Annotated in this window: 20 protein-coding genes; 10 read left to right on the forward strand and 10 right to left on the reverse strand. The window is 61.7% G+C overall.

Annotation, left to right across the window (positions count from 1 at the left end):
* A partial coding sequence (locus BLR71_RS16900) for a transposase (protein ID WP_139172650.1) occupies positions 1-323 on the forward strand: 323 nt, incomplete at its 5' end.
* A gap of 609 nt (positions 324-932) precedes the next feature.
* On the opposite strand, the gene BLR71_RS16905 is transcribed toward BLR71_RS16900, so the two are convergent.
* A complete protein-coding gene (locus tag BLR71_RS16905) occupies positions 933-1820 on the reverse strand; it encodes a carbon-nitrogen hydrolase family protein (protein ID WP_175491718.1) in 888 nt (295 codons plus the stop codon).
* Between the two features lie 11 nt (positions 1821-1831).
* Positions 1832-3232 (reverse strand): APC family permease, encoded by a 1401-nt coding sequence (locus tag BLR71_RS16910; protein ID WP_092528967.1) that lies wholly within the window; start codon positions 3230-3232, stop codon positions 1832-1834.
* Between the two features lie 236 nt (positions 3233-3468).
* Between BLR71_RS16910 and BLR71_RS16915 the strand changes: the two genes are divergently transcribed.
* Positions 3469-4266 carry a helix-turn-helix transcriptional regulator gene (locus BLR71_RS16915; RefSeq protein ID WP_092528969.1) on the forward strand — a complete coding sequence of 266 codons (798 nt, stop codon included), beginning with the start codon at positions 3469-3471 and terminating at the stop codon, positions 4264-4266.
* Positions 4267-4411: 145 nt separating this feature from the next.
* Here BLR71_RS16915 and BLR71_RS16920 read toward each other — a convergent pair whose 3' ends face one another.
* The 5 genes from BLR71_RS16920 to BLR71_RS16940 all read right to left on the reverse strand — a co-directional run bounded on the left by BLR71_RS16920 (position 4412) and on the right by BLR71_RS16940 (position 8958).
* Positions 4412-5101 carry a VIT1/CCC1 transporter family protein gene (locus tag BLR71_RS16920; RefSeq protein ID WP_092528971.1) on the reverse strand — a complete coding sequence of 230 codons (690 nt, stop codon included), beginning with the start codon at positions 5099-5101 and terminating at the stop codon, positions 4412-4414.
* 299 nt (positions 5102-5400) lie between these two features.
* Positions 5401-5826: a universal stress protein gene (locus BLR71_RS16925; protein ID WP_092528973.1), complete on the reverse strand. Its 426-nt coding sequence runs from the start codon at positions 5824-5826 to the stop codon at positions 5401-5403.
* A gap of 9 nt (positions 5827-5835) precedes the next feature.
* A complete protein-coding gene (locus tag BLR71_RS16930) occupies positions 5836-7158 on the reverse strand; it encodes a TRAP transporter large permease (RefSeq protein WP_092528975.1) in 1323 nt (440 codons plus the stop codon).
* Positions 7148-7696, reverse strand: coding sequence for a TRAP transporter small permease subunit (locus tag BLR71_RS16935; RefSeq protein ID WP_092528977.1), 549 nt, complete (start codon positions 7694-7696; stop codon positions 7148-7150). The genes BLR71_RS16930 and BLR71_RS16935 overlap by 11 nt, the downstream gene beginning before the upstream one ends.
* Positions 7697-7932: 236 nt before the next feature.
* Positions 7933-8958 (reverse strand): TRAP transporter substrate-binding protein, encoded by a 1026-nt coding sequence (locus BLR71_RS16940; RefSeq protein ID WP_092528979.1) that lies wholly within the window; start codon positions 8956-8958, stop codon positions 7933-7935.
* Positions 8959-9147: 189 nt separating this feature from the next.
* On the opposite strand from BLR71_RS16940, the gene argE reads away from it, so the two are divergent.
* The 3 genes from argE (at position 9148) to BLR71_RS16955 (ending at position 11915) form a co-directional block, all read left to right on the forward strand.
* Positions 9148-10302 carry an acetylornithine deacetylase gene (gene argE, locus BLR71_RS16945; protein WP_092528981.1) on the forward strand — a complete coding sequence of 385 codons (1155 nt, stop codon included), beginning with the start codon at positions 9148-9150 and terminating at the stop codon, positions 10300-10302.
* Positions 10303-10326: 24 nt separating this feature from the next.
* A complete protein-coding gene (locus tag BLR71_RS16950; protein WP_092528983.1) occupies positions 10327-11064 on the forward strand; it encodes a glutamine amidotransferase in 738 nt (245 codons plus the stop codon).
* A gap of 77 nt (positions 11065-11141) precedes the next feature.
* Positions 11142-11915, forward strand: coding sequence for a FadR/GntR family transcriptional regulator (locus BLR71_RS16955; RefSeq protein WP_092528985.1), 774 nt, complete (start codon positions 11142-11144; stop codon positions 11913-11915).
* Between the two features lie 19 nt (positions 11916-11934).
* On the opposite strand, the gene BLR71_RS16960 is transcribed toward BLR71_RS16955, so the two are convergent.
* The 3 genes from BLR71_RS16960 to BLR71_RS16970 all read right to left on the reverse strand — a co-directional run bounded on the left by BLR71_RS16960 (position 11935) and on the right by BLR71_RS16970 (position 16616).
* The gene (locus BLR71_RS16960) at positions 11935-12861 is read right to left on the reverse strand and encodes a Gfo/Idh/MocA family protein (protein WP_092528987.1); all 927 of its coding nucleotides are present in this window, start codon (positions 12859-12861) and stop codon (positions 11935-11937) included.
* A 105-nt stretch (positions 12862-12966) separates the two neighbouring features.
* Positions 12967-14766: an IlvD/Edd family dehydratase gene (locus tag BLR71_RS16965; protein ID WP_092528989.1), complete on the reverse strand. Its 1800-nt coding sequence runs from the start codon at positions 14764-14766 to the stop codon at positions 12967-12969.
* A 104-nt stretch (positions 14767-14870) separates the two neighbouring features.
* Complete coding sequence (locus BLR71_RS16970) at positions 14871-16616, reverse strand: IlvD/Edd family dehydratase (protein ID WP_092528991.1); 1746 nt, start codon at positions 16614-16616, stop codon at positions 14871-14873.
* Positions 16617-16832: 216 nt separating this feature from the next.
* Here BLR71_RS16970 and BLR71_RS16975 point away from each other — a divergent pair, with 216 nt between their 5' ends.
* The 5 genes from BLR71_RS16975 to BLR71_RS16995 form a co-directional block, all read left to right on the forward strand.
* A complete protein-coding gene (locus tag BLR71_RS16975) occupies positions 16833-17852 on the forward strand; it encodes a TRAP transporter substrate-binding protein (protein ID WP_092528993.1) in 1020 nt (339 codons plus the stop codon).
* Positions 17853-17947: 95 nt separating this feature from the next.
* Positions 17948-18562 carry a TRAP transporter small permease subunit gene (locus BLR71_RS16980; RefSeq protein WP_092528995.1) on the forward strand — a complete coding sequence of 205 codons (615 nt, stop codon included), beginning with the start codon at positions 17948-17950 and terminating at the stop codon, positions 18560-18562.
* Positions 18562-19866: a TRAP transporter large permease gene (locus tag BLR71_RS16985; RefSeq protein WP_092528997.1), complete on the forward strand. Its 1305-nt coding sequence runs from the start codon at positions 18562-18564 to the stop codon at positions 19864-19866. The genes BLR71_RS16980 and BLR71_RS16985 overlap by 1 nt, the downstream gene beginning before the upstream one ends.
* A gap of 210 nt (positions 19867-20076) precedes the next feature.
* Positions 20077-21063 carry an AraD1 family protein gene (gene araD1 / locus BLR71_RS16990; protein WP_092528999.1) on the forward strand — a complete coding sequence of 329 codons (987 nt, stop codon included), beginning with the start codon at positions 20077-20079 and terminating at the stop codon, positions 21061-21063.
* A gap of 14 nt (positions 21064-21077) precedes the next feature.
* The coding region (locus BLR71_RS16995) for an aldehyde dehydrogenase family protein (protein WP_139172676.1) at positions 21078-22039 on the forward strand (962 nt) is incomplete at its 3' end.

Raw genomic sequence — 22039 nt, forward strand, 5'->3', positions numbered from 1 at the left:
TCTGGTACCTCAAAGAAAAGGCACGAGACATCTGGCAGGGCTACCGGGTAAAAGGGGCTCGTGCGGCCTGGCAGGAATGGATTCACATGGCTCGGCTAACTGACGTTCGAGCTTTGGCCTCAGCAGCCAATCAGATCGAAACCAAGCTATTTGGCATTCTGAACGCCATGCGGTTTCGCGCCTCCAATGGCTTGGCGGAAGCTATCAACGGCCAAGTTCGAACCTTGAAAGTCCGAGCCAGAGGATTCCGAAGCAAGGAGAGGTTCAAGCGGGCAATCCTTTTTCACTATGGCGGACTGCCAATGGCTCCTAACCCACACTGATAAGTGAAGAGCCACAAAACCCCATAGCATAGAAGGCGATGCATGCACGCGCAAGGCAGCTCCATAGCTGATGGAGCGTGAGAAGGCAGCCATGCGCCTAGAATGCAACTCCCCAAGCACCGAAATGATCGTCTGCAGCTTGATGCGCTATTTCGTTCGTTTCCGTGTATGCGCCTGCATGAGGGCAACGGGATTTAGGTTTGGCTGGAACAGCTTGCGATAGCTCGTTATATGGCGATATTCACGCTACCGCCCCTACCTGGGCATGTTGCAATGGCATCCTGCCATTCATGCGGTAGTCTCTGCATCCTGCATACTCAGTATTCAGTTTAACCGTCTTGGCGGTCCTGAGTGGCTAGCGTATTCATTCGTGGCGATGGATGCAAAACGGCAATGAGTTGATAAGCGGCCCCTCCTCGGCAACTGAATCGCCGAGCCATATTGGTATTCTGCAGTAACACCGATGAATAAAGCACTCAAGGCGAAGTGAGCGCTCCCCAACAGGACTATTTACCTGATATACGCCAAACCCGATACCGACCCAAGTTCAGAACCAAAAAAGTGCGGTGGTAAGCCGCACTTTTCCTTGAAGACTAACGTCTGGACAGTTTATCGCTCTCGATTCCATTTGCGCGGATCGATGCGGCCTTCATACATCGGTAATTCCAACACCGGGTCCTCATTCCGGCACTGGGACCACATGCGGTTCAAGCCTGCGGTACCGAAGGTCCGCACGCGCTCCACCTCATCCAGGTTGAGCACATCGGTGAGGATGCCCGAGGTGGCCCCGGGCATTTGCGAGCGAATGTGGCCTTCAGGGTCAACAATTAAGCTCTGCCCTTCGCCCGAAGGCGTGGCCGAATTAACGCTGACCATAAACACTTGGTTGAAGATGGCGTTGGCCTGCACCAATACCAGTTCCTGGGCGCGGTCACTGGTAGAGGTAGCGACCTGGTTGATAATCACGTCAGCCCCCAACCAGGCTAATTGCCGCACCACTTCCGGAAACCAGATGTCATAGCAAATGGCCAGGCCTATCCGGCCGATGCCGGGAACATCAAACACCTCGAAGCGATTCCCTGGCTGAAACGGCTCATAGGGCCGCCAGGGGAAGCACTTGCGATAGGCGGCTACCCGTTCGCCCTCAGGCGAATACACCGGCGCGGTGTTGTACAAATGGCCGTCGTCGCCTCGCTCGCAAACGGTACCGGGCAACAGCCAGATGCTCAGGTTGCTGGCGATGCGGGACAAGTGCTGGTGGCGAAGGCCATCGATCGGTTCGGCGGCCGCTTCCAACTGCACTCTGCGTTGTTCAGGCGTGCCACTGGCTGCGCATAGGTAGAACTCCGGGTACACCACCATGCGTGGCTGATCAAACTCGGCAACGAAGTCGCTCAGGTAGTCGGCAAGCTCCGCCTCGAAGTCGCGAAGCTCGGCATCCGTGCCGGGCTGTCGTGAGGCTTCCTGGACGACCAGAACGGGCAAGTATCTGGGCATGTCAGCCTCCATTAACGATGCGCGTCAGCCGAGGCAGTCGCCGGCTCAGACTCAGACTCAGGCCCGGAACCAGAGTCGGATTCATCGAAGGCCACTTCGGGCGGCTCACGGCGGAAGAAACGGGTCAGGTAAACCAGCTGTGCCACACCAATCAGGAGCCAGATCAGGCCCAGGATCACCGCGTTGATATCCAGCTTGCTCATCAACCACAGATTGACCATGGCACCGATCAGCGGCACGACCATGCCCTTGAAGACGCCGTAGCGACGCTTGGCGTCCGCATCCTTGCTCACAAGGAAGATCACCGAGAGGTTGACCATGGTGAAGGCAATGAAGGCGCCGAAGTTAATGAACGAGGCGGCTGACAGCACGTCCATGAACAGGGCGATAACACCGATACAGCCGGTCAGTACGATGCTGAAGACGGGGGTATGAAAGCGCGGATGCAGGGCACCAAACAGCTTGCGCGGCAGCACGGCGTCGCGCCCCATGGCGTACAGCAGGCGTGATGCACTGGCCTGTGCCGCAAGGCCCGAGGTGAACTGCGCCAGCACCATTCCGGCCAGGAAGATGGCCCCGAACAGGTCGGCGCCAATCATCCTGGCGATCTCGAAGGCGGCCGAATCAGGGTCGGCGAAGTCGCTGCCCGGATGCGCAAGTTGAGTGGTATAGCCCACCAGCACGTAGATGCCACCCCCGATCAGGGCGGTGAGCATGATGGCCCGGGGAATGTTGCGCTTGGGCTCGATGGTCTCTTCAGTCAGCGTGGTAACGGCGTCAAAGCCGAGGAAGGAGTAGGCTGCTACGGCTGATGCGGCGGCAATGGTGGTAAAGCCGGAATCCTCACCGATGAACGGTGCCAGGCTGAACAGGGCATCGGTGCCACCGGTCGAGAACACGTGGCGAACCGACAGCAGCACGAAGAAGCCGATGACCAGGATCTGGAACACCATCAGCAGCGAGTTCACCTTCGACGCCATCTTGATGCCATAGATATTCAGGAAGGTGGTGATGCCGATAAAGCCCAGCAAGAACGCCCAGCTAGGCACCTCGGGGAAGCGCGCATTCAGGTAGGCGGCGCCGATCAGCCAGATCACCATCGGCAAGAAGAAGTAGTCCAGCAGCACGCTCCAGCCCACCAGGAAGCCGACGCGTGAGTCGATGGCCCGGCGTGCATAGGTATAGGCAGAGCCCGATACCGGATAGGTACGCGCCATGATGCCGTAGCTATAGGCGGTAAACAGCATCGCCACGGTAGTGATGAGATAAGCTGTGGGTACGGCGCCATGGCTGACGCTGGCGATGACACCGAAGGTCCCCAGCACGATCAGTGGCGTCATGTAGGCAAGGCCAAACAGCACCACGGCCTTCAACGATAGGGTTCTTTCCAGTTTGATATTGTTGTCGTTCATGGGTCGTCTCCAGGACACGTTGACATCGGCGCCGAGCAAATGCCCGGCCAGTGCAACAAAATGGATGGCGGTGCCTGACCTCACATTCTTAGCGGCACCGCCACGCAGTCGCCAGCGCTGGAGTAGCCCGGCTAGACTGCGATGCGTTGTTAACAACACGCTCTAGAACCGTATGATCCGGCCTTCGGAGCGTATATAACCCCAGCGTGGTATGTGGTCTTGGACATGAGGGATTGGTGACACACGGCGACTATGACGAGGCGTTGGGCAAGACCATAAAGGCCTTGGCCACCCCAGAACTGCCCCGACGTTTTGCCAGACTGGTGGAAGGCCTGGCGGCATTCGACAACCTGATCATCATTGCCTACCACGGCGAACACCGGCCGGCGGTGCTCTATCGGGAGTACACCGACCCCGTGGTCTATCTACCGATGGATAGCCAGTATCTCGGTGGAGCCTACCTGTTGGACCCTTTCTACCGTGAGCACCTCAAGGGCAAGGTACGCGGATTACGGCGGCTGGTGGACGTGGCACCGGATCATTTCCGGCGCACGCATTACTACAACAACTATTACAAGCAAACCACGCTGCTCGACGAGGTAGCGGTTTTTGCCAGCATTTCCGAGAGCATTACGCTGACCGCCTGTTTCGGTAGAGACCGCTCCAGCGGGAAGGCCTTTGGCAAGCACGAGGTCCAGGCCCTTCACGATAGCGAGATGACCCTTAGCGCGTTGCTGGAAATGCACTGGCGTGACTATCAACCCGAGAGCCTCGCCAAGGCCGCCCCCGCCCCACTGGAAGAACGGCTGCGTGAAGCCCTGAAGCAGGACCATGACATCGCCCTTAGCCCGCGCCAGGCAGAAGTGGCGCTACTGATACTGCGTGGCCACTCATCGCTATCCATCAGTCTCCACCTGGAGATCAGCCTCCAGACGGTCAAGGTCTTTCGCCGCCAGCTCTACGCCAAGTGCGGCATATCCTCCCAGGCTGAGCTCTTCGCGCTATTGATGCCCTTGTTCTCACGACTGGCCTGACACTACCGAGTACCACGCCAAACGCTGCAGGATCGTTCAAGACGATATTCCCTCTATCGCACCGGCGTTCGCGACTTCGCCATGATGGACAACGCCGCCAGGGCCTAGCGGCAGGGAATGACGCCTACCTCTAGCGCCGCTTCCTTCAAGCCGCCACACCAAAGAGCGCCCCTACCCCGGCGGTTAATCCCATCGCCAAGGCGCCCCAAAAAGCGACGCGCACCACCGACGTAACGACCGGAGCACCGCCCGCCCGAGCGGCCAGCAGCCCCAATAGCGCCAGGAAAACCAGCGAGCTGCCGGACAGCCCCCACATGAGCGTGGCCGCCGGCAGTAGCGCCACCATCAATAGCGGCAATGCGGCACCCACCGCAAAGGTGGCCGCCGAGGCGAAAGCAGCTTGCACGGGCTTGGCGGCCAAGGTCTCCGATATGCCGAGTTCATCTCGTGCATGGGCGCCAAGCGAGTCGTGCTCCATCAGTTGCGTTGCGACCTGGCCGGCCAGTTGCTCATCGAGGCCACGTTCTACATAGATGGCTTTCAGTTCCGCGTGCTCTTGCCTGGGATTGTCGGCGAGCTCTTGTTTCTCCCGCGCCAGGTCCGCGTTTTCGGTATCGGATTGAGAGCTGACCGACACGTACTCGCCGGCCGCCATCGACATGGCACCGGCGACAAGGCCGGCCACACCCGCCACCAGAATCGTCTGCGTCGTCGCCCCCGATGCCGCCACGCCCAACACCAGGCTCGCCGTGGAGACAATGCCGTCATTCGCGCCCAGCACAGCCGCGCGAAGCCAACCTATGCGGTGCGTTCTATGTCGTTCGCTATGCTGCATGCGGCCTTCCTCGTCTTCCAGGTGGCTGATTGAACCCTAGAACTGCTCGACGCTCGCCCGTATCAACTCATAGCTAGAAACCTATGGCAGCGCCAGATACCTATCATCCTAGGTGGCACTGGCTGAGCCTATCCATTGATGGCACTGGCGTCTCGATTGTCGGCACAAAAAAAACGGCCGCCAGGAACATCTGACGGCCGCTTGCCTACTTATCTGGCCTACTTATCTGGCCTACTTATCTGGCCTACTTATCTGGCCTACTTATCTGGCCTACCACGCTTGCCTACTAGCTTAACGAGTCAGCGAATCACGAAGACCGAGCAATCGGCATGACGTACCACCCTCTCGGCGGTGGAACCGATGAAGTAGTCGGTGAGTCCCGGTCGGCTAGCCATCATCAGGATGGCATCGGCACTGATTTCCGAGGCGTACTCGAGAATCTGATCATGCGCGCTGCCTTCTCGGGTAACGACGTTCATGGTGACGTTCTCTACCTCCAGCGACTCGGACAGACTCTGCAGCTGGGCTTCGGCCTCCCGTTGATGCTCAGCGTATTGGTCTTCCCCCAACTGAGTCATCAGCGCTTCCTTGTGGACCGTGATCGGGTCCACATAAAGCAAGGTGATGCTGCCAGCACCATCAATCAACAAACGGGCGGACTCCTGTAGCCTAGCGAGCTGCTCTTGATGCGCGAGATCGACGGGAATCAAGATGTGATTGAACATAGTGTTACCTCACCCCATGACCTTATTAGGTAGCCATAGCACGATTTCCGGGAAGATCATGCACAGGATCAATACCACTAAATTCACGGCCACGAAGGGCGTGACGGATCGGTAGATCTCTCCCATCCCGACATCCGGTGGCGCAATGCCTTTCAGGTAGAACAGGGCAAACCCATAGGGCGGCGTCTGCACCGCGATCAAGATATTGAGGATCATCAGCACACCGAACCAGATGGGGTCATAACCCAGGGACACGGCGATGGGCGTGAACAGCGGCGCGCACATCAGTACGATGATGAACTCATCGATAATGAAGCCCAGCAGCAGCATGATCACCTGAAACAGGATGATGATCATGATGGGCGGCAGGTTCAAGCTTGTGGCGAGGTCGGCCACCATGCTCTGCACCCCCATCAGCAGATGGAAATTGCTGAATACCGAGGCGCCGAAGATGATCCACATGGCCACGCTGACCAGAGTGGCGGTCTGAAGACCGGCGGACTGAAACATGGCCGGCCGGAAACGCTTGTAGAGAATCGCCAGCAGGATGGCACCGAAGACGCCAATGGCCCCCGATTCGGTCGGCGTGGCAATACCCGAGACGATGCTGCCCAACACGACGAAGATCAGCAGCAGCGCGGAAAGCCCGTCACGAAGGATGACGAACGTCTGCCGGGTGGTGCGGGGTGGCGCATCGTCCTGCTCCTCGTCCTTGGGGGCGCGTGACGGGTTAAGCCAGCAGCTGACGACCACATACGCAATCAGGAGCACGATCGTCAACAAGGCCGGCATCATAGCGCCCAGGAACATGCGCCCGACCGAGTTCTGCGTCGCCGCGGCAAACATGATCATGGGAATGCTGGGAGGAATCAGGATACCCAGACCGCCACCCGCCATGATGACGCCCAACGCCAGGCGCCGGTTGTACCCGCGGTCCAGCATGGGGCGCAGCGCAATGCTGCCGGAGGTCATGATGCCGGCACCGATGATGCCGACCATGGCACCGATCATCGAGCACACCCCGATAACGCTGATGGCGAGGGAACCGCGTACCTTGCCGATCAACAGCTGGCTGGCGTTGAACATGGCATCGCCGATCCCGGACTTGGTCAGCAGCTGCCCCATGTAGATATAGAGCGGGATGGCCAGCAGGATAAAGCTGAAGAAGGTCGACTCCAGGGTGGTGGGAATGACGTTGAAGATGCCCTCACCCCAGGTCAGGTAGCCGATAGCCATGGCGATACCGCCCAGCGCCAGGCCCACGGCGGCGCCCAGCGCGAAGAAGATCAGGATGCACAGCAACAGCACCCCGGTCAGCAGTTCAATGTCCATGATGGACCCCCTCTTTTTGTTTTAGCAGCGGGGCACCCGTCGCCAGGTAGAACATGTCGTTCAGCGCATCCCGCACGAATTGCGCAATGAATAGCGAACAGGCGATGACCATCATTACCCAGAAGTGATACATGGGCGGTGCCCACTCGCTCTGGCGGCGATAGTCGAACTCGATGGCCTCGAAAAACTTACCCATGCTCACCTTGATGATGATGGCCAGGAAGAAGACGGCCAGGGCATATCCAAGCAGGTTGAAGACGCTTTTGGCCTTGGGCGAGACCTTCAGATAGAGGATGTCGACATTGATGTGGGCTCTTTTCTGCTGGGCATAAGCACCGCCCAGCGCGGTGATGTAGCCAAACAGAAACAGTGACAGGTCGTAGGCCCAGATCGTGGGGCTACCGAGCACATAGCGGGCGAACACTTCGAAGACGACGATACCGGCCAGTACCGGCATCAGGTAGGAAGCTGCTTTGCCGGTCAGCATGACGATCAGATCAATACCGTGGCAGAGCCCCCTCAGCAAGGTGAGGAACATAAGGGATCTCCTGAATTCATGTAAAAGGCGGAAAGCACGATGTGCTTTCCGCCTTCTCTCGACTCGCTCACCGCTGAGAATCAGCGAGCCGAGATGTCTGCCAATATCGATGAGGTACCGCAGTGCCCCTCGACTGGCTGTAAGACCGATACAGGCCATTGAAAACCGGGTAATGGCTAAAGGTTCTGCCTGTTTTCAACAGCGATGATAAGGCGGGCAAGGTGCCTGCCATGTCATCAATAACCGGTCTCATTCAGGATTTCGATCAACCGCTCGCTGTACTTATCCTGCTGAGCGTACTCTTCACGCAGCGTTGCAGCGGCTTCGGCCCAAGCCTCTTTGTCAGCTTCGCTCGGCTCCGGGCTCCACTTCAGCCCATTGGCTTCCATCTCTGCCACCGCCTCGCTTTCCCACTGCTTGGACATGGTCAACTGCTCTTCAGCGTGGATCTCTGTAGCCTTGCGCACGGCGTCCTTGAGATCATCAGGCAGCTTGTTCCAGGCACTGCGGTTGACGACGATCGGCAGCACCTGAGCGCCGGCCAGCGGCAAGGGGTACATGTATTTGGCGACTTCAACATGGTTACCGTCGCGGTGGTCGATCATGTTGCTGCCGATGGAACCGTCGATGACGCCCGTGGCCAGGCTGGTGTAAATCTCGCTCCAGGCCAGGGAAACCGGGGAGGCGCCCAAGTTACGCAGGAATTTGCCGTAGGCACCGGGGGCACGAATCTTGAGACCCTCGAAATCTTCCACCGACTCGATCGGTTCCTTGGTAATGATGTAGACCGGCGGCTGGATGTACGGCTCAAGCCATACCAACCCCTGGGAGCCATATGCCTCTTCCAGTACCTCGCCCCAGCCCTTTTCGTGGAAAAGGCTATAGAGCTCGTCGGTATCGGCGGTGCCGCCAGGCAGACCGATCTCTACAACACCCGCTGGCAGCTCACCCGCGTGCATCGACTGGAACGGAGCGCCCATGGTGAGCAGGCCAGATTTGACGGCACCCAGCAGCCCGCTGGTGCCGACGCCTTCGCCTGAATAGAGGACCTGGACCTTGATACGACCGTCAGACAGCTCCTCGATGTTATTGCCCAGATTTTCGTACAGCTCGCCAAAGGCCGTGCCCCGGCTATAAAGGTTGCTGAAACGCCAGTTGTAATCCGCTGCCGCCACGTCTGTGGCCACGACACTGAGGGCCAGCCCCAATCCCAGCGCGGACGTGGAAAGGTTTTTCTTCAGACTGCTGAATTTATTCAACATATTGTTATCCTTCTAAGAACAAACAGAGTACACCCAAGCCACTAATAGTAGGACAAAGGTGTAATAGATCGCAATTCCTGCGTTCAACGCTAATCGTTCAAAATTAAGAACACTCTAATTGTGCCAGCACCTCGTCAATATACAGCCTCATGATAGACTTTCACTCGCCCCTTACTCAGGAGTCAGATCATGACCGCCACCGCCCTGCTCGAGACGCTGGTGGGCTTTGCCACCGTATCCCGCGATTCCAACCTTGAGCTGATTGGCTTCATCGAGTCCTACCTCGACGGATACGGCGTGCCCTACCAGCGCATTGAAAACGACGATGGCAGCAAGGCGAACCTGCTGGCACGCATCGGCCCGGCGGTCGAAGGTGGGGTGGTGCTATCCGGGCACACCGATGTGGTACCGGTCGATGGCCAGCCCTGGACTACTGACCCGTTCACACTGCGCGACGGCGACGACGGTCGCCTCTATGGCCGAGGCACCTGCGACATGAAAGGCTTCATTGCCTGCGCGCTGGCCCAAGTACCGCGTTGGATCGAGCAGCCCCTCGAACGGCCTATCTATCTCGCCCTGTCCTACGATGAGGAGATTGGCTGTTTGGGCGCGCCACGCCTCATCGAACGGCTGATGGCCGATGAGCCACGCCCGGCGGCGGTGATCGTCGGCGAGCCGACGCTGATGGCACCGGTGGTGGCCCACAAGGGCATCACCAACCTGCGCACCACCGTCACCGGGCAGGCGGCGCACTCGAGCCAGGTGTACCAGGGCGTCTCGGCGATCCATGTCGCCGCGCGCCTGGTCACCCGCATCGAAGACATCATGGAGGAGCTCAAGGCCGAGGGACGCATCGACGAGGCCTTCAACGTGGCGCATTCCAGCCTGCACGTGGGCCGTATACAGGGCGGCACGGCGATCAACATCAAGGCCCGCGACTGCCACTTTGACTGGGAGATTCGCCACCTGCCGAGCGATAGCTTCGAGTCGCTCTATGCGCGATTCGATGCCTATGCCAAGGAAGTCGAGGCCGAGATGCAGGCTCGCTCGCCAGGCACCGGTATCGTCACCGAGCACATTACCCAGACCGTGCCGGCGCTCGCCGACCGCGACAATGCCGAAGCGGTGGCGTTGTGCCGCCAACTGCTCGGCGACAAACCCAGTGAAGCCGTGGCCTACACCACCGAGGCCGGCCAGTTCCAGGGGGTAGGGCTACCTACGGTGATCTGCGGGCCGGGTAGCATCGGCCAGGCCCATCAGCCCGATGAATACGTTGAACTTGACCAGCTCGCGGCCTGTGAGGATTTCATGCAGGCACTGGGCAAGTCGCTGCACAAGGACTGAGCTTCCACCGAACGGGACTTCTCCATGAACCAACCCACACCACGACTGCTGCTGATCAAGACCGGCGACAGTTTCCCCGACGTTATCGCCGATCATGGCGATTTCGAGGCCCTGTTTCAGGCCCGCCTGCCCGATCATGAATTGATCGTCTGGGATGCGCAGCGAGATAAGGCGGCGCCTGAACATGCAGAGTTCGATGGCGTGCTGATCACCGGGTCCCACGCCATGGTCAGCGACGCTGAGCCCTGGAGTGAGGCACTAAAACCCTGGCTGCACGAGGCCGTCGTTCGCAACCTGCCAACCTTAGGCGTCTGCTACGGGCATCAGTTGCTGGCCGAGGCGCTGGGCGGCAAAAGCGGCTATCACCCGCAGGGCCGTGAGGTCGGTACCTTCGAGGTCACCCTTACTGAAGCCGGCCAGGCGGATGAGCTGTTTCACGCCCTGCCCAGCCGGTTTCCGGCCCATCTCACGCATGCTCAATCGGTGCTCACGCCGCCGGCCGGTTCGGTGGTATTGGCGAGCAATGCCCACGAGCCCTACCAGGCGTTACGCCTGGGGCCACGCCAGTGGAGCGTGCAGTTCCACCCGGAATTCACGGCACCAGTGATGCGCGCCTACCTCGAGCATCAACAAGAAGGACTGGGCGAAGCGGGCCAGAGCATCGAGGCCCTGCGCGAGGGCATTCACACAACCCCCGAGGCCAACGCCCTGCTCGAGCACTTCATCGCCCTGTTGGAAACATCGCCAGTAGCCAGTAGCTAGCCGCTAGTTTCCTGCCCGCTTGCTCATATGTTCAACATATGACAATTTGAGCCTACATTCTGCCGGACAGAGCCTACGTGAAGGAAAAGCAGCAAAAGCCCAATCAGCGCCCTAGCGTCGCCGAATTTCTGGCCGAGGAGATTTTTTCCGGCCGCTATCAGCCCGGCGACTACGTGCCCAAGGAGGTCGCCCTCTGCGATCAGTTCGCCATCAACCGCTCCGCGGTTCGTAGTGACCTGAGGCAGCTCGTGGATGTCGGCATCATCGAGCGCATTTCCGGGCATGGCTCCAGGGTTCGCGAATATTCCGAGTGGAATATTCTCGACCCCACGGTCACCGGGTGGATGACACGCTATGCAGCACCCAACCCCAAGGTCCAGCGGGAGATCCTGTCATTCCGGCTGGATGTCGAACCCTATGTCGCCATGATGGCGGCCAAGCGGGCTACCGCCCGTGATCTGGTCGCGATAGAGGAAGCCTTCGAGGGAATGGGGCAGAACATGCATGGCGATGCTGGCCCGGAATCGAATCGTCTGCACAGCGATTACGATGTGGCCTTTCATGTAGCGATCTACAAGGCGACCCATAACATCGTCTGGGCGCAGCTTTCCCATATCCTGCGCCCCTCCATCTATCTGCTGATCAAGATGTCCAATGTCAGCGCCACGGACCCCGAAGCGAGCCTGGAGCGCCACCGTCAGTTGATGGAAGCCATTCGTACCCGCCGCCCCAACGAGGCCTTCCGCTCCGCTCAAGCCGTGCTCGCCGGCACCGCCGATGCGCTCGGTCTCAAGCCCGGCGAATCCGTGCTGGGCAGCCGCCTCGAACTGACGGCTGACGGCCCGCTCTGACACCGGCACGCGCTAACCGCTATTCGATAAAGGCCTCTACCGCGCGCCGATGCCCCAGCAGCATCGCATCGGCCACATGACGCAGTGGGGCGATATCGATATCGCTTTCGCCGGCCTTCAGCAGTTCACAGAAATGCGCGTAGACGCCCTGGTACTCGCGTTCCGGCTCGTCGATGACGACTTCGCCATCGATGATCAAGCGCGAGCCGCCGCTTTCAAGTTTGAGAACCCCGGCATCGGTGTCGATGCGCATGTCCCAGCGCGGCGGGTCCTGATGACGGAAGTCGAAGTCGGCGTCCACCGGAATGCCGGCGGCGGTGCGAAAGCCGAGCCTGGCGGCGATCGGCGTCTGGCAGTTTTCCGGCACCTCGAGGTCGGCGTGTTTGAGAAAGAACGGCGTCGAGACCAGCTGCGTGGCGATAGAGAGCGCATTGATGCCGGGATCGAAGACGCCCATGCCGCCCGCCTCCCAGATCCAGTCCTGACCCGGGTGCCAAACGCGCACATCTTCATGCCAGTCGATCGTCACAGCGGTCACGGTCCTTGAACTGAGCCAATCCCTTGCGTGACTTATGCCGGGCGCGAACCGCGAGTGCCAGGCGGCAAACAGCACGGCGTCATGCTCCTCGGCCAGCGCCTTGAGATCTTCCGTCTCGGCAAGCGTCGCGCCCGGCGGCTTCTCGAGCATCACCGCCTTGCCACGCTCCAACGCCAGACGCGCCAGTTCATGGCGCAGGTGGGTCGGTGTGCATATCGCGATGGCATCGAGCGTCGGCTCGGCGTCGAGCATGGCGGCGAGATCTTTGTAACTCGCGATCCCTGCAAGCTCCGAGAAGGGATCGGCCACCGCGGCGAGCCCGATCCCCGGCGTAGCCTGGATAGCCGCCAGATGCTGATCGCGCACGATCTTGCCAACCCCGACAAGACCTAGGCGAAACTCGGACATGACACCCTCCTGCAAGCAATGAAAACCGGCCCGCAGTCTAGCGCCACGACACCCCATCCCGCCAGGCGCCGCCCCGGAGCGAGGCGGCCGTTTGCTGGTATGGGGTCAGTGGTTGTCCCGCGGGGGGCTGCGCCGAGCCACATCCTGATAGTCGTTCGCGCCTCTTAGGATCATGCCGCGGTCCAGGGGCTCGACCATCGAGCGCTGAATTTCCTGCCAGGGGGTCTGATGCGCCGGATAGGGATAACCACCGGCGGCCTCGAGTCGCTCGCGACGCAAAGCCAACTCGTCTTCATCGACCAGCAGACGCACCTCGCAGCGGCCGAGATCCACGCGCAGCCGGTCGCCGGTCTCGAGCAGTGCCAGCGGCCCGCCGGTGGCGGCTTCCGGCGAGGCGTTGAGGATCGACGGCGAACCCGAAGTGCCCGATTGGCGACCGTCGCCCAGGCAGGGCAAGGATTCGATGCCGGCGCGGATCAGCGCCTCCGGCGGCTGCATATTGACTACCTCGGCACCGCCCGGATGGCCAACCGGGCCTGCGCCGCGCATCACCAGGATGGTGCGCTCATCGATACCCAGGGCAGGATCGTCGATGCGCGCATGATAGTCCTCGGAGCCGTCGAACACCGCCACCTTGCCCTCGAAGGCGTTGGGGTCCTCGGGGTCCTCGAGGAAGCGCTGGCGGAAGTCCGTCGCGATCACGCTGGTCTTCATCAGCGCCGAATCGAACAGATTGCCCTTGAGGTTGAGGAAGCCCGCGTGCGCGACCAGTGGGTTGGCGTAGCGGCGGATCACTTCCTCGTCGACGGTCTCGCGGCCGGCCAGGTTCTCGGCCAGGGTACGACCGTTGGTGGTCAAGACCTCACCATGGAGCCGCCCGGCCTGGAGCAGCTCATGCATCACCGCCGGCACGCCGCCGGCGCGGTGGAACTCCTCGCCGAGATAGGCGCCGGCCGGCATCACGTTGGCCAGCAGCGGCACCTCGTGGCCAAGTCGCTGCCAGTCGTCGTTGTCGAGTTCGACGCCAGCGTGGCGGGCGATGGCGTTGATATGCACCGGCGCGTTGGACGAGCCGCCCAGCGCCGAGCAGGTGACCACTGCGTTCTCGAACGCCTCACGGGTCATGATGTCGCTCGGCCGCAGGTCGTCCCAGACCATGTCGACGATGCGCTCGCCGGTCTTGTAGGCCACGGCGCCGCGCTCCTTGTAGGGCCCGGGGATCATCGCCGAGCCGGGCAGGCTCATGCCCAGTGCCTCGGCCAGCGAGTTCATGGTCGAGGCGGTGCCCATGGTGTTGCAGTGGCCCACCGAGGGCGCGGAATCGGCGATTCGCGACAGGAACTCGGGGTAGTCGATATCGCCGGCGGCCAGGCGCTTGCGCATCTCCCACACCACGGTGCCAGAGCCAACGCGCTCGGCGCCGCGCCAGCCGTTGAGCATCGGCCCACCGGACAGCACGATGGCCGGGATATTGACCGTGGCGGCGGCCATCAGGCTTGCCGGGGTGGTCTTGTCACAGCCGGTGGTCAACACCACGCCGTCCAGCGGATAGCCATGCAGCACCTCGACCAGGCCCAGGTAGGCCAGGTTGCGATCCAGCGCCGCGGTGGGGCGGCGCACGTTCTCGTGGATCGGATGCAGCGGAAACTCGAAGGGCACCCCGCCGGCGGCACGGATACCGTCCTTGACACGCTTCACCAGCTCGATGTGGTGACGATTGCAGGGCGTGAGGTCCGAACCCGACTGGCAGATGCCGATGATCGGCTTACCCGAGGTCAGTTCTTCGAGCGTGATGCCGTAATTGAGATAGCGCTCGATGCACAGCGCCGTGGTACCGGGATGATCGGGGTTATCGAACCACCAGCGCGAGCGCAGCTGATCCGGGGTCAGGCGGGGCGAGGACATGGTCAAACTCCTAGTCCCTGCGACGCCTGTCTGGGGCGTCGCAGGCATGGGATCGGATGGCGGCAAGACGGGACGGGGACGCGGCCATTGGCCGGCGTCCAGTTTCAGTGCGAGTGCCTGGGCACCTCGGCGCCGCGACAGCCGACCAGGAAGTCGAAATCGCAGCCTTCGTCGGCTTGCAGAACATGCTCGATATAGAGCTGGCGGTAACCGCCGCTGCTGGCGATTCGCGTCGACGCCGCGCGGGGGTCGCTTTCGGCCAGCCGTGAGGCGAGTTCGTCTTCGCTGATATCCAGGTGCAGGCGGCCGTCATAGGCATCGAGCTCGATCCAGTCGCCGTTGCGCACGGCGGCCAGCGGACCGCCGGCGGCGGCTTCCGGGGCCACGTGAAGGACCACAGTGCCATAGGCGGTGCCGCTCATGCGGGCATCGGAGATGCGCACCATGTCGGTTACCCCCTGCTCCAGCAGCTTCGACGGCAGCCCCATGTTCCCGACCTCGGCCATGCCGTGGTAGCCGCGTGGGCCGCAATGCTTCATGACGAGCACGCTGTCTGCCGAGACCTCGAGGTCCGGGTCATTGATGCGCGCCTTGTAGTCATCGAAGTCCTCGAAGACCACGGCCTGGCCACGGTGGCGCATCAGTTCTGCGCTCGCCGCCGAGGGCTTGAGCACGGCCCCGCCGGGCGCAAGGTTGCCGCGCAGCACGCACATGCCGCCGTCGTCGACCAGCGGGTTGTCCAGCGGGCGGATCACCTCGTCGTTGTAAAGCGGGGCCTCCTTGACGTTGTCCCACAGGGTCTGGCCGTTGACGGTCAGGGCGTCCTTGTGGGGCAGCCGGTCGGCCTCGCCGAGGCGGCGCAGCACCGCCGGCAGACCGCCGGCATAGTAGAACTCTTCCATCAGGAAGCGACCGGACGGCTGCAGATCGACGATCGTGGGCGTGCCGCGGCCGATGCGGTTCCAGTCATCCAGGGCCAGATCGACGCCGATGCGTCCCGCGATGGCCTTCAGGTGGATGACCGCATTGGTGGAGCCACCGATGGCCGCGTTGGTGCGAATGGCGTTCTCGAAGGCGCCCTTGGTAAGCACCTTGGATAGCCGGAGGTCCTCGTGGACCATCTCGACGATGCGATTGCCCGACAGATGGGCCAGGACGTAGCGACGCGAATCGACCGCCGGAATGGCCGCATTGTGCGGCAGCGAAGTACCCAGCGACTCCGCCATGCAGGCCATGGTCGAAGCCGTGCCCATGGTGTTGCAGGTACCCGCCGAGCGCGACATGCCCGCCTCGGCGGCCATGAAGTCGTGAATCGAGATCTTGCCGGCCTTGACCTCCTCGGAGAGCTTCCAGACCACGGTACCCGAGCCGATGTCCTTGCCCTCATGCTTGCCGTTGAGCATCGGCCCGCCGGTCACCACCAGCGTCGGCAGGTCACAGCTCGCCGCGCCCATCAGCAAGGCCGGGGTGGTCTTGTCGCAGCCCACCAGCAGCACCACCGCATCCATCGGATTACCGCGAATCGCCTCCTCGACATCCATGCTGGCGAGATTGCGTGTGAACATCGCGGTGGGACGCAGATTGGATTCACCGTTGGAGAACACCGGGAACTCTACCGGATAGCCGCCCGCCTCGAGAATGCCCTGCTTGACGTGCTCGGCGAGCTTGCGGAAGTGCGCGTTACAGGGCGTGAGCTCTGACCAGGTATTGCAGATACCGATGATCGGTTTGCCTTCGAACTCGTGATCGGGGATCCCCTGGTTCTTCATCCAACTGCGGTACATGAAACCGTTCTTGTCGGCGGTACCAAACCAGGCGGCACTGCGCAGCGGGCGCTTGCTCTGAGACATGGAGGTCACTCCTTATCGAAGGATCGCGGCCGGCGGCTCGATCCTGTATGCGGCGAAGATTGAGCTAGACGTTACCGACAACGGCCAGCGTAGTCGATACATACAAAAGTATATGTTGAACAAATAGAGTATATGTTCAACATTTAGCCTCCCAGATGGGAATGCTGCTCTGTCAGCTCACGCCACAACAAGAATCTTTCTTCGATGGAGAGTTTCATGCTCAAGCTCAAACACGCCATAGTCCTCACCGGCTCAGCCCTCCTGGTCGGGCTTGGCTCCGCCCAGGCCGCCCAATATGACTGGAAGTTCCAGGCGTCGGAGACCTCAGGCGAACCCAGCTTCAAGATCAAGCAAGCCTGGGCCGACAAGGTCGAAACCATGACCAATGGCCAGGTGCATATTGAAATCATGCCGATCAACTCCGTCGTGGGCCCCACCGAGACGCTGCAAGCGGTCTCCTCGGGCATCCTTCAGGGCCATATGACCGATCCCAGCTACTTTTCCGGCCAGGATCCGGCCTTCGGCATGATGGGCAACCTGGTAGGCGCATGGAGCAACCCGTACGACTTCCTTGAGTACATGAAGCAAGGCGGTGGCGAAGCGCTCTACAACGAACTGGCCGAACCCTATGGCACCCACCTGATCAGCGCGGCGACCTTCCCGCTGGAGTCGATCCCCTCCTCGGTGCCCATCGAGTCCATCGATGACTTCCAGGGCCTCAAGATCCGCGCGCCTCAGGGCATGGTCTACAACATCTTCGAGCGTATCGGTGCGGCCCCCGTCAACCTGCCGGGCTCTGAAGTCTACACCGCGCTCGAGAAAGGCGTGATCGATGCCGCCGACTCCACGGTGCTCTCCAACAACGATGCCCAGGGCATCCATGCCTTCGCACCCTACCCGCTGTACCCGGGCTTCCACTCCATGCCGATGATCGCCGTATCGATCAACAAGGACGTCTGGGATGACCTGCCCGAGAACCTGCAGGTCACCCTGGAAACGGCCTTCGACGACATGGCCTATGACCTGATTGCCCAGCTCAAGGAACAGGATCTGCAGACGCTGCAAGAGCTCAACGACAACCCGGACGTGCACCCGATCGACCTGTCTCAGGAAGAGCGCAAGCGTTTCCGCCAGGCCGCCGAGCAGGAATGGCAGGAGTGGGCAGGCAAGAACGCGATGACACAGAAGTACTATGACTCGGTCACCGCTTTCCTGCGGGCGCGTAATCAGCTCTAACCCCACCGTTCATCTCTTCAGGGGGCCGACGCCATCGGCCCCGTTTCTCCACTTCCTGAGCATCGTGACGCCAAGCGGCGTCACGTGGAGGAACCATGTCTTCCAAGTTTTCCCAACCCGGTGACGATGACGTCGCCGCCGCCCAGGCGAATGAGACGGCAGCGGACGACAAGTCGCGCAATGCCTTCGACCGTGGCGTCGTCTGGTGTGCCCGCGGTGCCGCCTGGCTGGTCTTCATTGCCATGGTGATCAGCGTCTTCGAAGTCCTGATGCGCTACGGCTTCAACTCGCCGACCTCCTGGGTCCACGAGAGCGTGGTCATGCTGGTCGCCGTCAGCTTCGCCATCGGCGGCCCCGCGGCCATGGCCGGCAACCACCATATCCGCGTGCGAGTGCTCTACGACAATGCCGGCCCGCGGCTCAAGCTATGGCTCGACCGCTTCAATGACCTGGTCACCCTGGGCTTCTGTCTGGGCATGAGCTACGCCGCCTTCATGATGTTCTGGGACGCCTCTCACAACCCGCTCGGCGAATGGTCGCTGGAGCGCTCGGGCACCTCTTGGAATCCGCCGTTTCCGGCCCTGGTCAAGGGCATCATCATGGCCTCGCTGGTACTGATGAGCGTTCAGGCGCTCATTCATAGCGTTCAGTCTCTGCGCGCCAAGCAGGCTCCGCCGACATCTCCCACCTCCACCGAGGGAAGCGTGTAATGGATATCGCCGACGGAACACTGTTGCTGGTAGGCGCCATCTTCGCTCTGCTGGTGACAGGACTGCCGCTTGCCTTCATCACCGGCCTGGTGGCGCTGGTTTTCACCTTCGGCTGGTTCGGGCCCGAGGCTCTGCCGCTGGTCACCAGCCGCGTCTTTGGCTTCGTCACCGAATATTCGCTGGTTGCAGTGCCGATGTTCGTCTTAATGGCCTCGCTACTGGACCGATCAGGCATTGCCAAGGATCTTTTCAACGCCATGCGCGTGTTCGCCGGGCGCCTGCCTGGTGGCGTGGCCATCCAGACCATTGTGGTGGCCTTCTTCCTGGCCGCCCTGTCGGGGATCATTGGCGGCGAGATCGTGCTGCTGGGCATCCTGGCACTACCGCAGATGCTGCGCCTGGGGTATGACAAGCACCTGTCGATCGGCGTGGTCTGTGCCGGTGGCTCGCTGGGCACCATGATGCCGCCATCGATCGTGCTGATCATCTATGGCCTGATCGCCAGCCAGTCGATTGCCGATCTGTTCACGGCGGCTATCACCCCGGCCTTGCTGCTGATGGGCTCCTACATCGCCTATGTGCTGATCCGCTGTTTGAAGAATCCCCGGCTCGGCCCGCCGATGACCGATGCCGACCGCGAGGAGGGCTTCGCCACCAAGGGGCAGGCGCTCAAGGCCATCGTCGTCCCCGGACTGATCGCCTTCATGGTGCTGGGCTCGATCTACGGCGGCGTGGCCTCGGTCACCGAAGCCGCGGCGATGGGCGTCTTCGGCGTGCTGTTGGCCGTGGTCGCCCGCGGCGAATTCTCCTTGAAGACCCTGCACGGCAGCCTCGGCCAGACCATGACCACCTGCGGCATGATCATCTGGATCGGGATTGGTGCCGCGGCGCTGGTCGGGGTCTACAACCTGATGGGCGGCAACCGCTTCATCTCGCAGGTCATTCTCGGCCTCGACGTCGAACCGGTGGTGATCATCCTGGTCATGATGGCGATCCTGTTGGTACTGGGCATGTTCCTCGACTGGATTGGCGTTGCCATGCTGACCTTGCCGATCTTCGTGCCGATCGTTGAGCAGCTCGGCTACAGCCCGGTCTGGTTCGGCATTCTGTTCGCGGTCAACATGCAGGTTTCCTTCCTGTCACCGCCGTTCGGCCCGGCCGCCTTCTACCTGAAGGGCGTCGCCCCACCCAGCATCAGCCTCAAAGATATCTTCGTGGCACTGCTGCCCTTCATTGCCATCCAGCTGTGCGTGCTGTTCGCGCTGCTGTTCTACCCCAACCTGGCCATGTGGCTGGTCGGATGATCCAACGGTTAGCGGGCCTGGCGGCGAGCAACGTCGCCAGTGCCTTGCAAAAGGCGGCGCCACCTTGGCTCTACCAAGCAATGTCTAAGAATCAACATATAAACCTGAATGTTGTACATAAGCCGGAATGCGGCGCTATGATGAGGTCGCTTCGATACTCGACCGGCGCCTGACGTTCCTTCTCTTATCTGGATGTCGAGGAATCACCCAATGCGAATCATCCAATGTTTGCACCAGAACCGGCCCTTAGCGGCGCTAGTAGAAAATGAGAACAGGGTCCGCCTGACCGATGCCGATACCTACACCCTGGCGCGGCGCGCTATCGCCGATGGCCGCCGACTCGCTGAGGTGGTCGAGGCATCATTGACCGAGACCCGCCTCGACTATCAGCAATTGATCGACGAGCGACGCCTGCTGCCGCCGCTGACCCATGCCGACCCGGCGCATTGCCTGGTCACCGGCACCGGCCTGACCCACCTGGGCAGCGCCGACACCCGTTCGGCGATGCACGCCCAGGCTAAAGCCGACGAGTCCGAGCTGACCGACTCGATGCGCATGTTCAAGCTCGGCGTCGAGGGTGGCAAGCCCGCCGCCGGCGAGACCGGCACCCAGCCGGAATGGTTCTACAAGGGCGACGGCGACTGCGTAGTGGCGCCCGAGGCGGCGATGCCGGTGCCGGCCTTCGCCGAAGACGCCGGCGAGGAGCCGGAGCTCGCCGGGCTCTACGTGATCGGCGACGACGGCCAGCCCTGGCGCGTCGGCTACGCCATCGGCAATGAGTTCTCCGATCACGTCACCGAACGCTTCAATTACCTGTGGCTGGCCCACTCCAAGCTGCGCCACTGCAGCTTCGGCCCGGAGCTCTTGATCGGCGAGCTGCCCGAGCACCTCGAGGGCGTCAGCCGCATCGTGCGTGACGGCGAGACCCTGTGGGAGAAGCCATTCCTCACCGGTGAAGCCAACATGGCGCACAGTATCGCCAACCTCGAGCATCACCACTTCAAGTATCAAGGCTTCAGGCGCCCCGGCGATGTCCACGTGCACTTCTTCGGCACCGCGACGCTGAGCTTCGCCGACGGCGTCCAGACCCGCGACGGCGATCGCTTCGAGATCGCCCTGCCGGCCTTCGGCCGCACGCTGCGCAACCCGCTGGCGTTCGAGTCCGAAGCCACCGACACCCGCGTCAACTCACTGTGATGACAGGAGGCAACATGACTCTGGAAGGAACGCAACTGATCGGCCAACGCGCCGTGACCGCCAATGGCCAGGCCATTCACGCCATCAATCCCGCCACCGGCGAGACCCTGTCGCCGGGTTATCCCGCCGGCAGCAAGGCCGAGGTCGAACGGGCCTGTGAGCTGGCCTGGGCGGCCTTCGAGACCTACCGCGAGACCGGCCTGGAGGCGCGGGCACGCTTCCTCGAGACCATCGCCGACGAGATCGAGGCCATCGGCGATGAGTTGATCGAGCGCGGCGTGGCCGAGTCCGGCCTGCCCCAGGCCCGCCTGCAAGGCGAGCGCGGCCGCACCTGCGGCCAGTTGCGCCTGTTCGCCTCGGTGGTGCGCGCCGGCGAGTGGCTGGACGTGCGCATCGACCCGGCCTTGCCCGAACGCGAACCAATGCCGCGGGTCGACCTGCGCCAGCGCCATATCGCCCTGGGCCCGGTCGCGGTCTTCGGTGCCTCCAACTTCCCGCTGGCGTTCTCGGTGGCGGGTGGCGATACCGCCTCGGCCCTGGCGGCCGGCTGCCCAGTAGTGGTCAAGGCCCACTCGGCCCACCCCGGCACCTCTGAGCTGGTCGGTCGGGCCATACAGCGGGCGGTGGCCAAGTGCGAGCTGCCCGAGGGCGTGTTCTCGCTGATCTACGGCTCCGGCAATGACATCGGCCAGGCCCTGGTCCGCGATGCGCGCATCAAGGCGGTGGGCTTCACGGGCTCGCGCAACGGCGGTACGGCGCTAGCCAAGGCGGCCCAGGAACGCCCGGAGCCGATCCCGGTCTATGCCGAGATGAGCTCTATCAATCCGGTCTTCCTGCTGCCTGAAGCCCTCAAGGCTCGCGGCAAGAAACTGGGTGAGGCCTTCGTGGGCTCGCTTAACATGGGCGCCGGTCAGTTCTGCACCAACCCCGGCCTGGTGATCGCCGTGAAGGGCGAAGCACTCGATGCCTTCGTGGC

Source organism: Onishia taeanensis (assembly GCF_900100755.1).
Lineage (GTDB): Bacteria > Pseudomonadota > Gammaproteobacteria > Pseudomonadales > Halomonadaceae > Onishia > Onishia taeanensis.

Coding starts and splice junctions, on each gene's coding strand:
- BLR71_RS16935 (WP_092528977.1), bottom strand. CDS start 7,696: ATGTTCCTCACCTTGCTGAGGGGGCTCTGCCACGGTATTGATCTGATC.
- BLR71_RS16940 (WP_092528979.1), bottom strand. CDS start 8,958: ATGTTGAATAAATTCAGCAGTCTGAAGAAAAACCTTTCCACGTCCGCG.
- BLR71_RS16925 (WP_092528973.1), bottom strand. CDS start 5,826: ATGTTCAATCACATCTTGATTCCCGTCGATCTCGCGCATCAAGAGCAG.
- BLR71_RS16950 (WP_092528983.1), top strand. CDS start 10,327: ATGAACCAACCCACACCACGACTGCTGCTGATCAAGACCGGCGACAGT.
- araD1 (WP_092528999.1), top strand. CDS start 20,077: ATGCGAATCATCCAATGTTTGCACCAGAACCGGCCCTTAGCGGCGCTA.
- BLR71_RS16980 (WP_092528995.1), top strand. CDS start 17,948: ATGTCTTCCAAGTTTTCCCAACCCGGTGACGATGACGTCGCCGCCGCC.
- BLR71_RS16975 (WP_092528993.1), top strand. CDS start 16,833: ATGCTCAAGCTCAAACACGCCATAGTCCTCACCGGCTCAGCCCTCCTG.
- BLR71_RS16970 (WP_092528991.1), bottom strand. CDS start 16,616: ATGTCTCAGAGCAAGCGCCCGCTGCGCAGTGCCGCCTGGTTTGGTACC.
- BLR71_RS16985 (WP_092528997.1), top strand. CDS start 18,562: ATGGATATCGCCGACGGAACACTGTTGCTGGTAGGCGCCATCTTCGCT.
- argE (WP_092528981.1), top strand. CDS start 9,148: ATGACCGCCACCGCCCTGCTCGAGACGCTGGTGGGCTTTGCCACCGTA.
- BLR71_RS16965 (WP_092528989.1), bottom strand. CDS start 14,766: ATGTCCTCGCCCCGCCTGACCCCGGATCAGCTGCGCTCGCGCTGGTGG.
- BLR71_RS16910 (WP_092528967.1), bottom strand. CDS start 3,232: ATGAACGACAACAATATCAAACTGGAAAGAACCCTATCGTTGAAGGCC.
- BLR71_RS16960 (WP_092528987.1), bottom strand. CDS start 12,861: ATGTCCGAGTTTCGCCTAGGTCTTGTCGGGGTTGGCAAGATCGTGCGC.
- BLR71_RS16930 (WP_092528975.1), bottom strand. CDS start 7,158: ATGGACATTGAACTGCTGACCGGGGTGCTGTTGCTGTGCATCCTGATC.
- BLR71_RS16920 (WP_092528971.1), bottom strand. CDS start 5,101: ATGCAGCATAGCGAACGACATAGAACGCACCGCATAGGTTGGCTTCGC.
- BLR71_RS16905 (WP_175491718.1), bottom strand. CDS start 1,820: ATGCCCAGATACTTGCCCGTTCTGGTCGTCCAGGAAGCCTCACGACAG.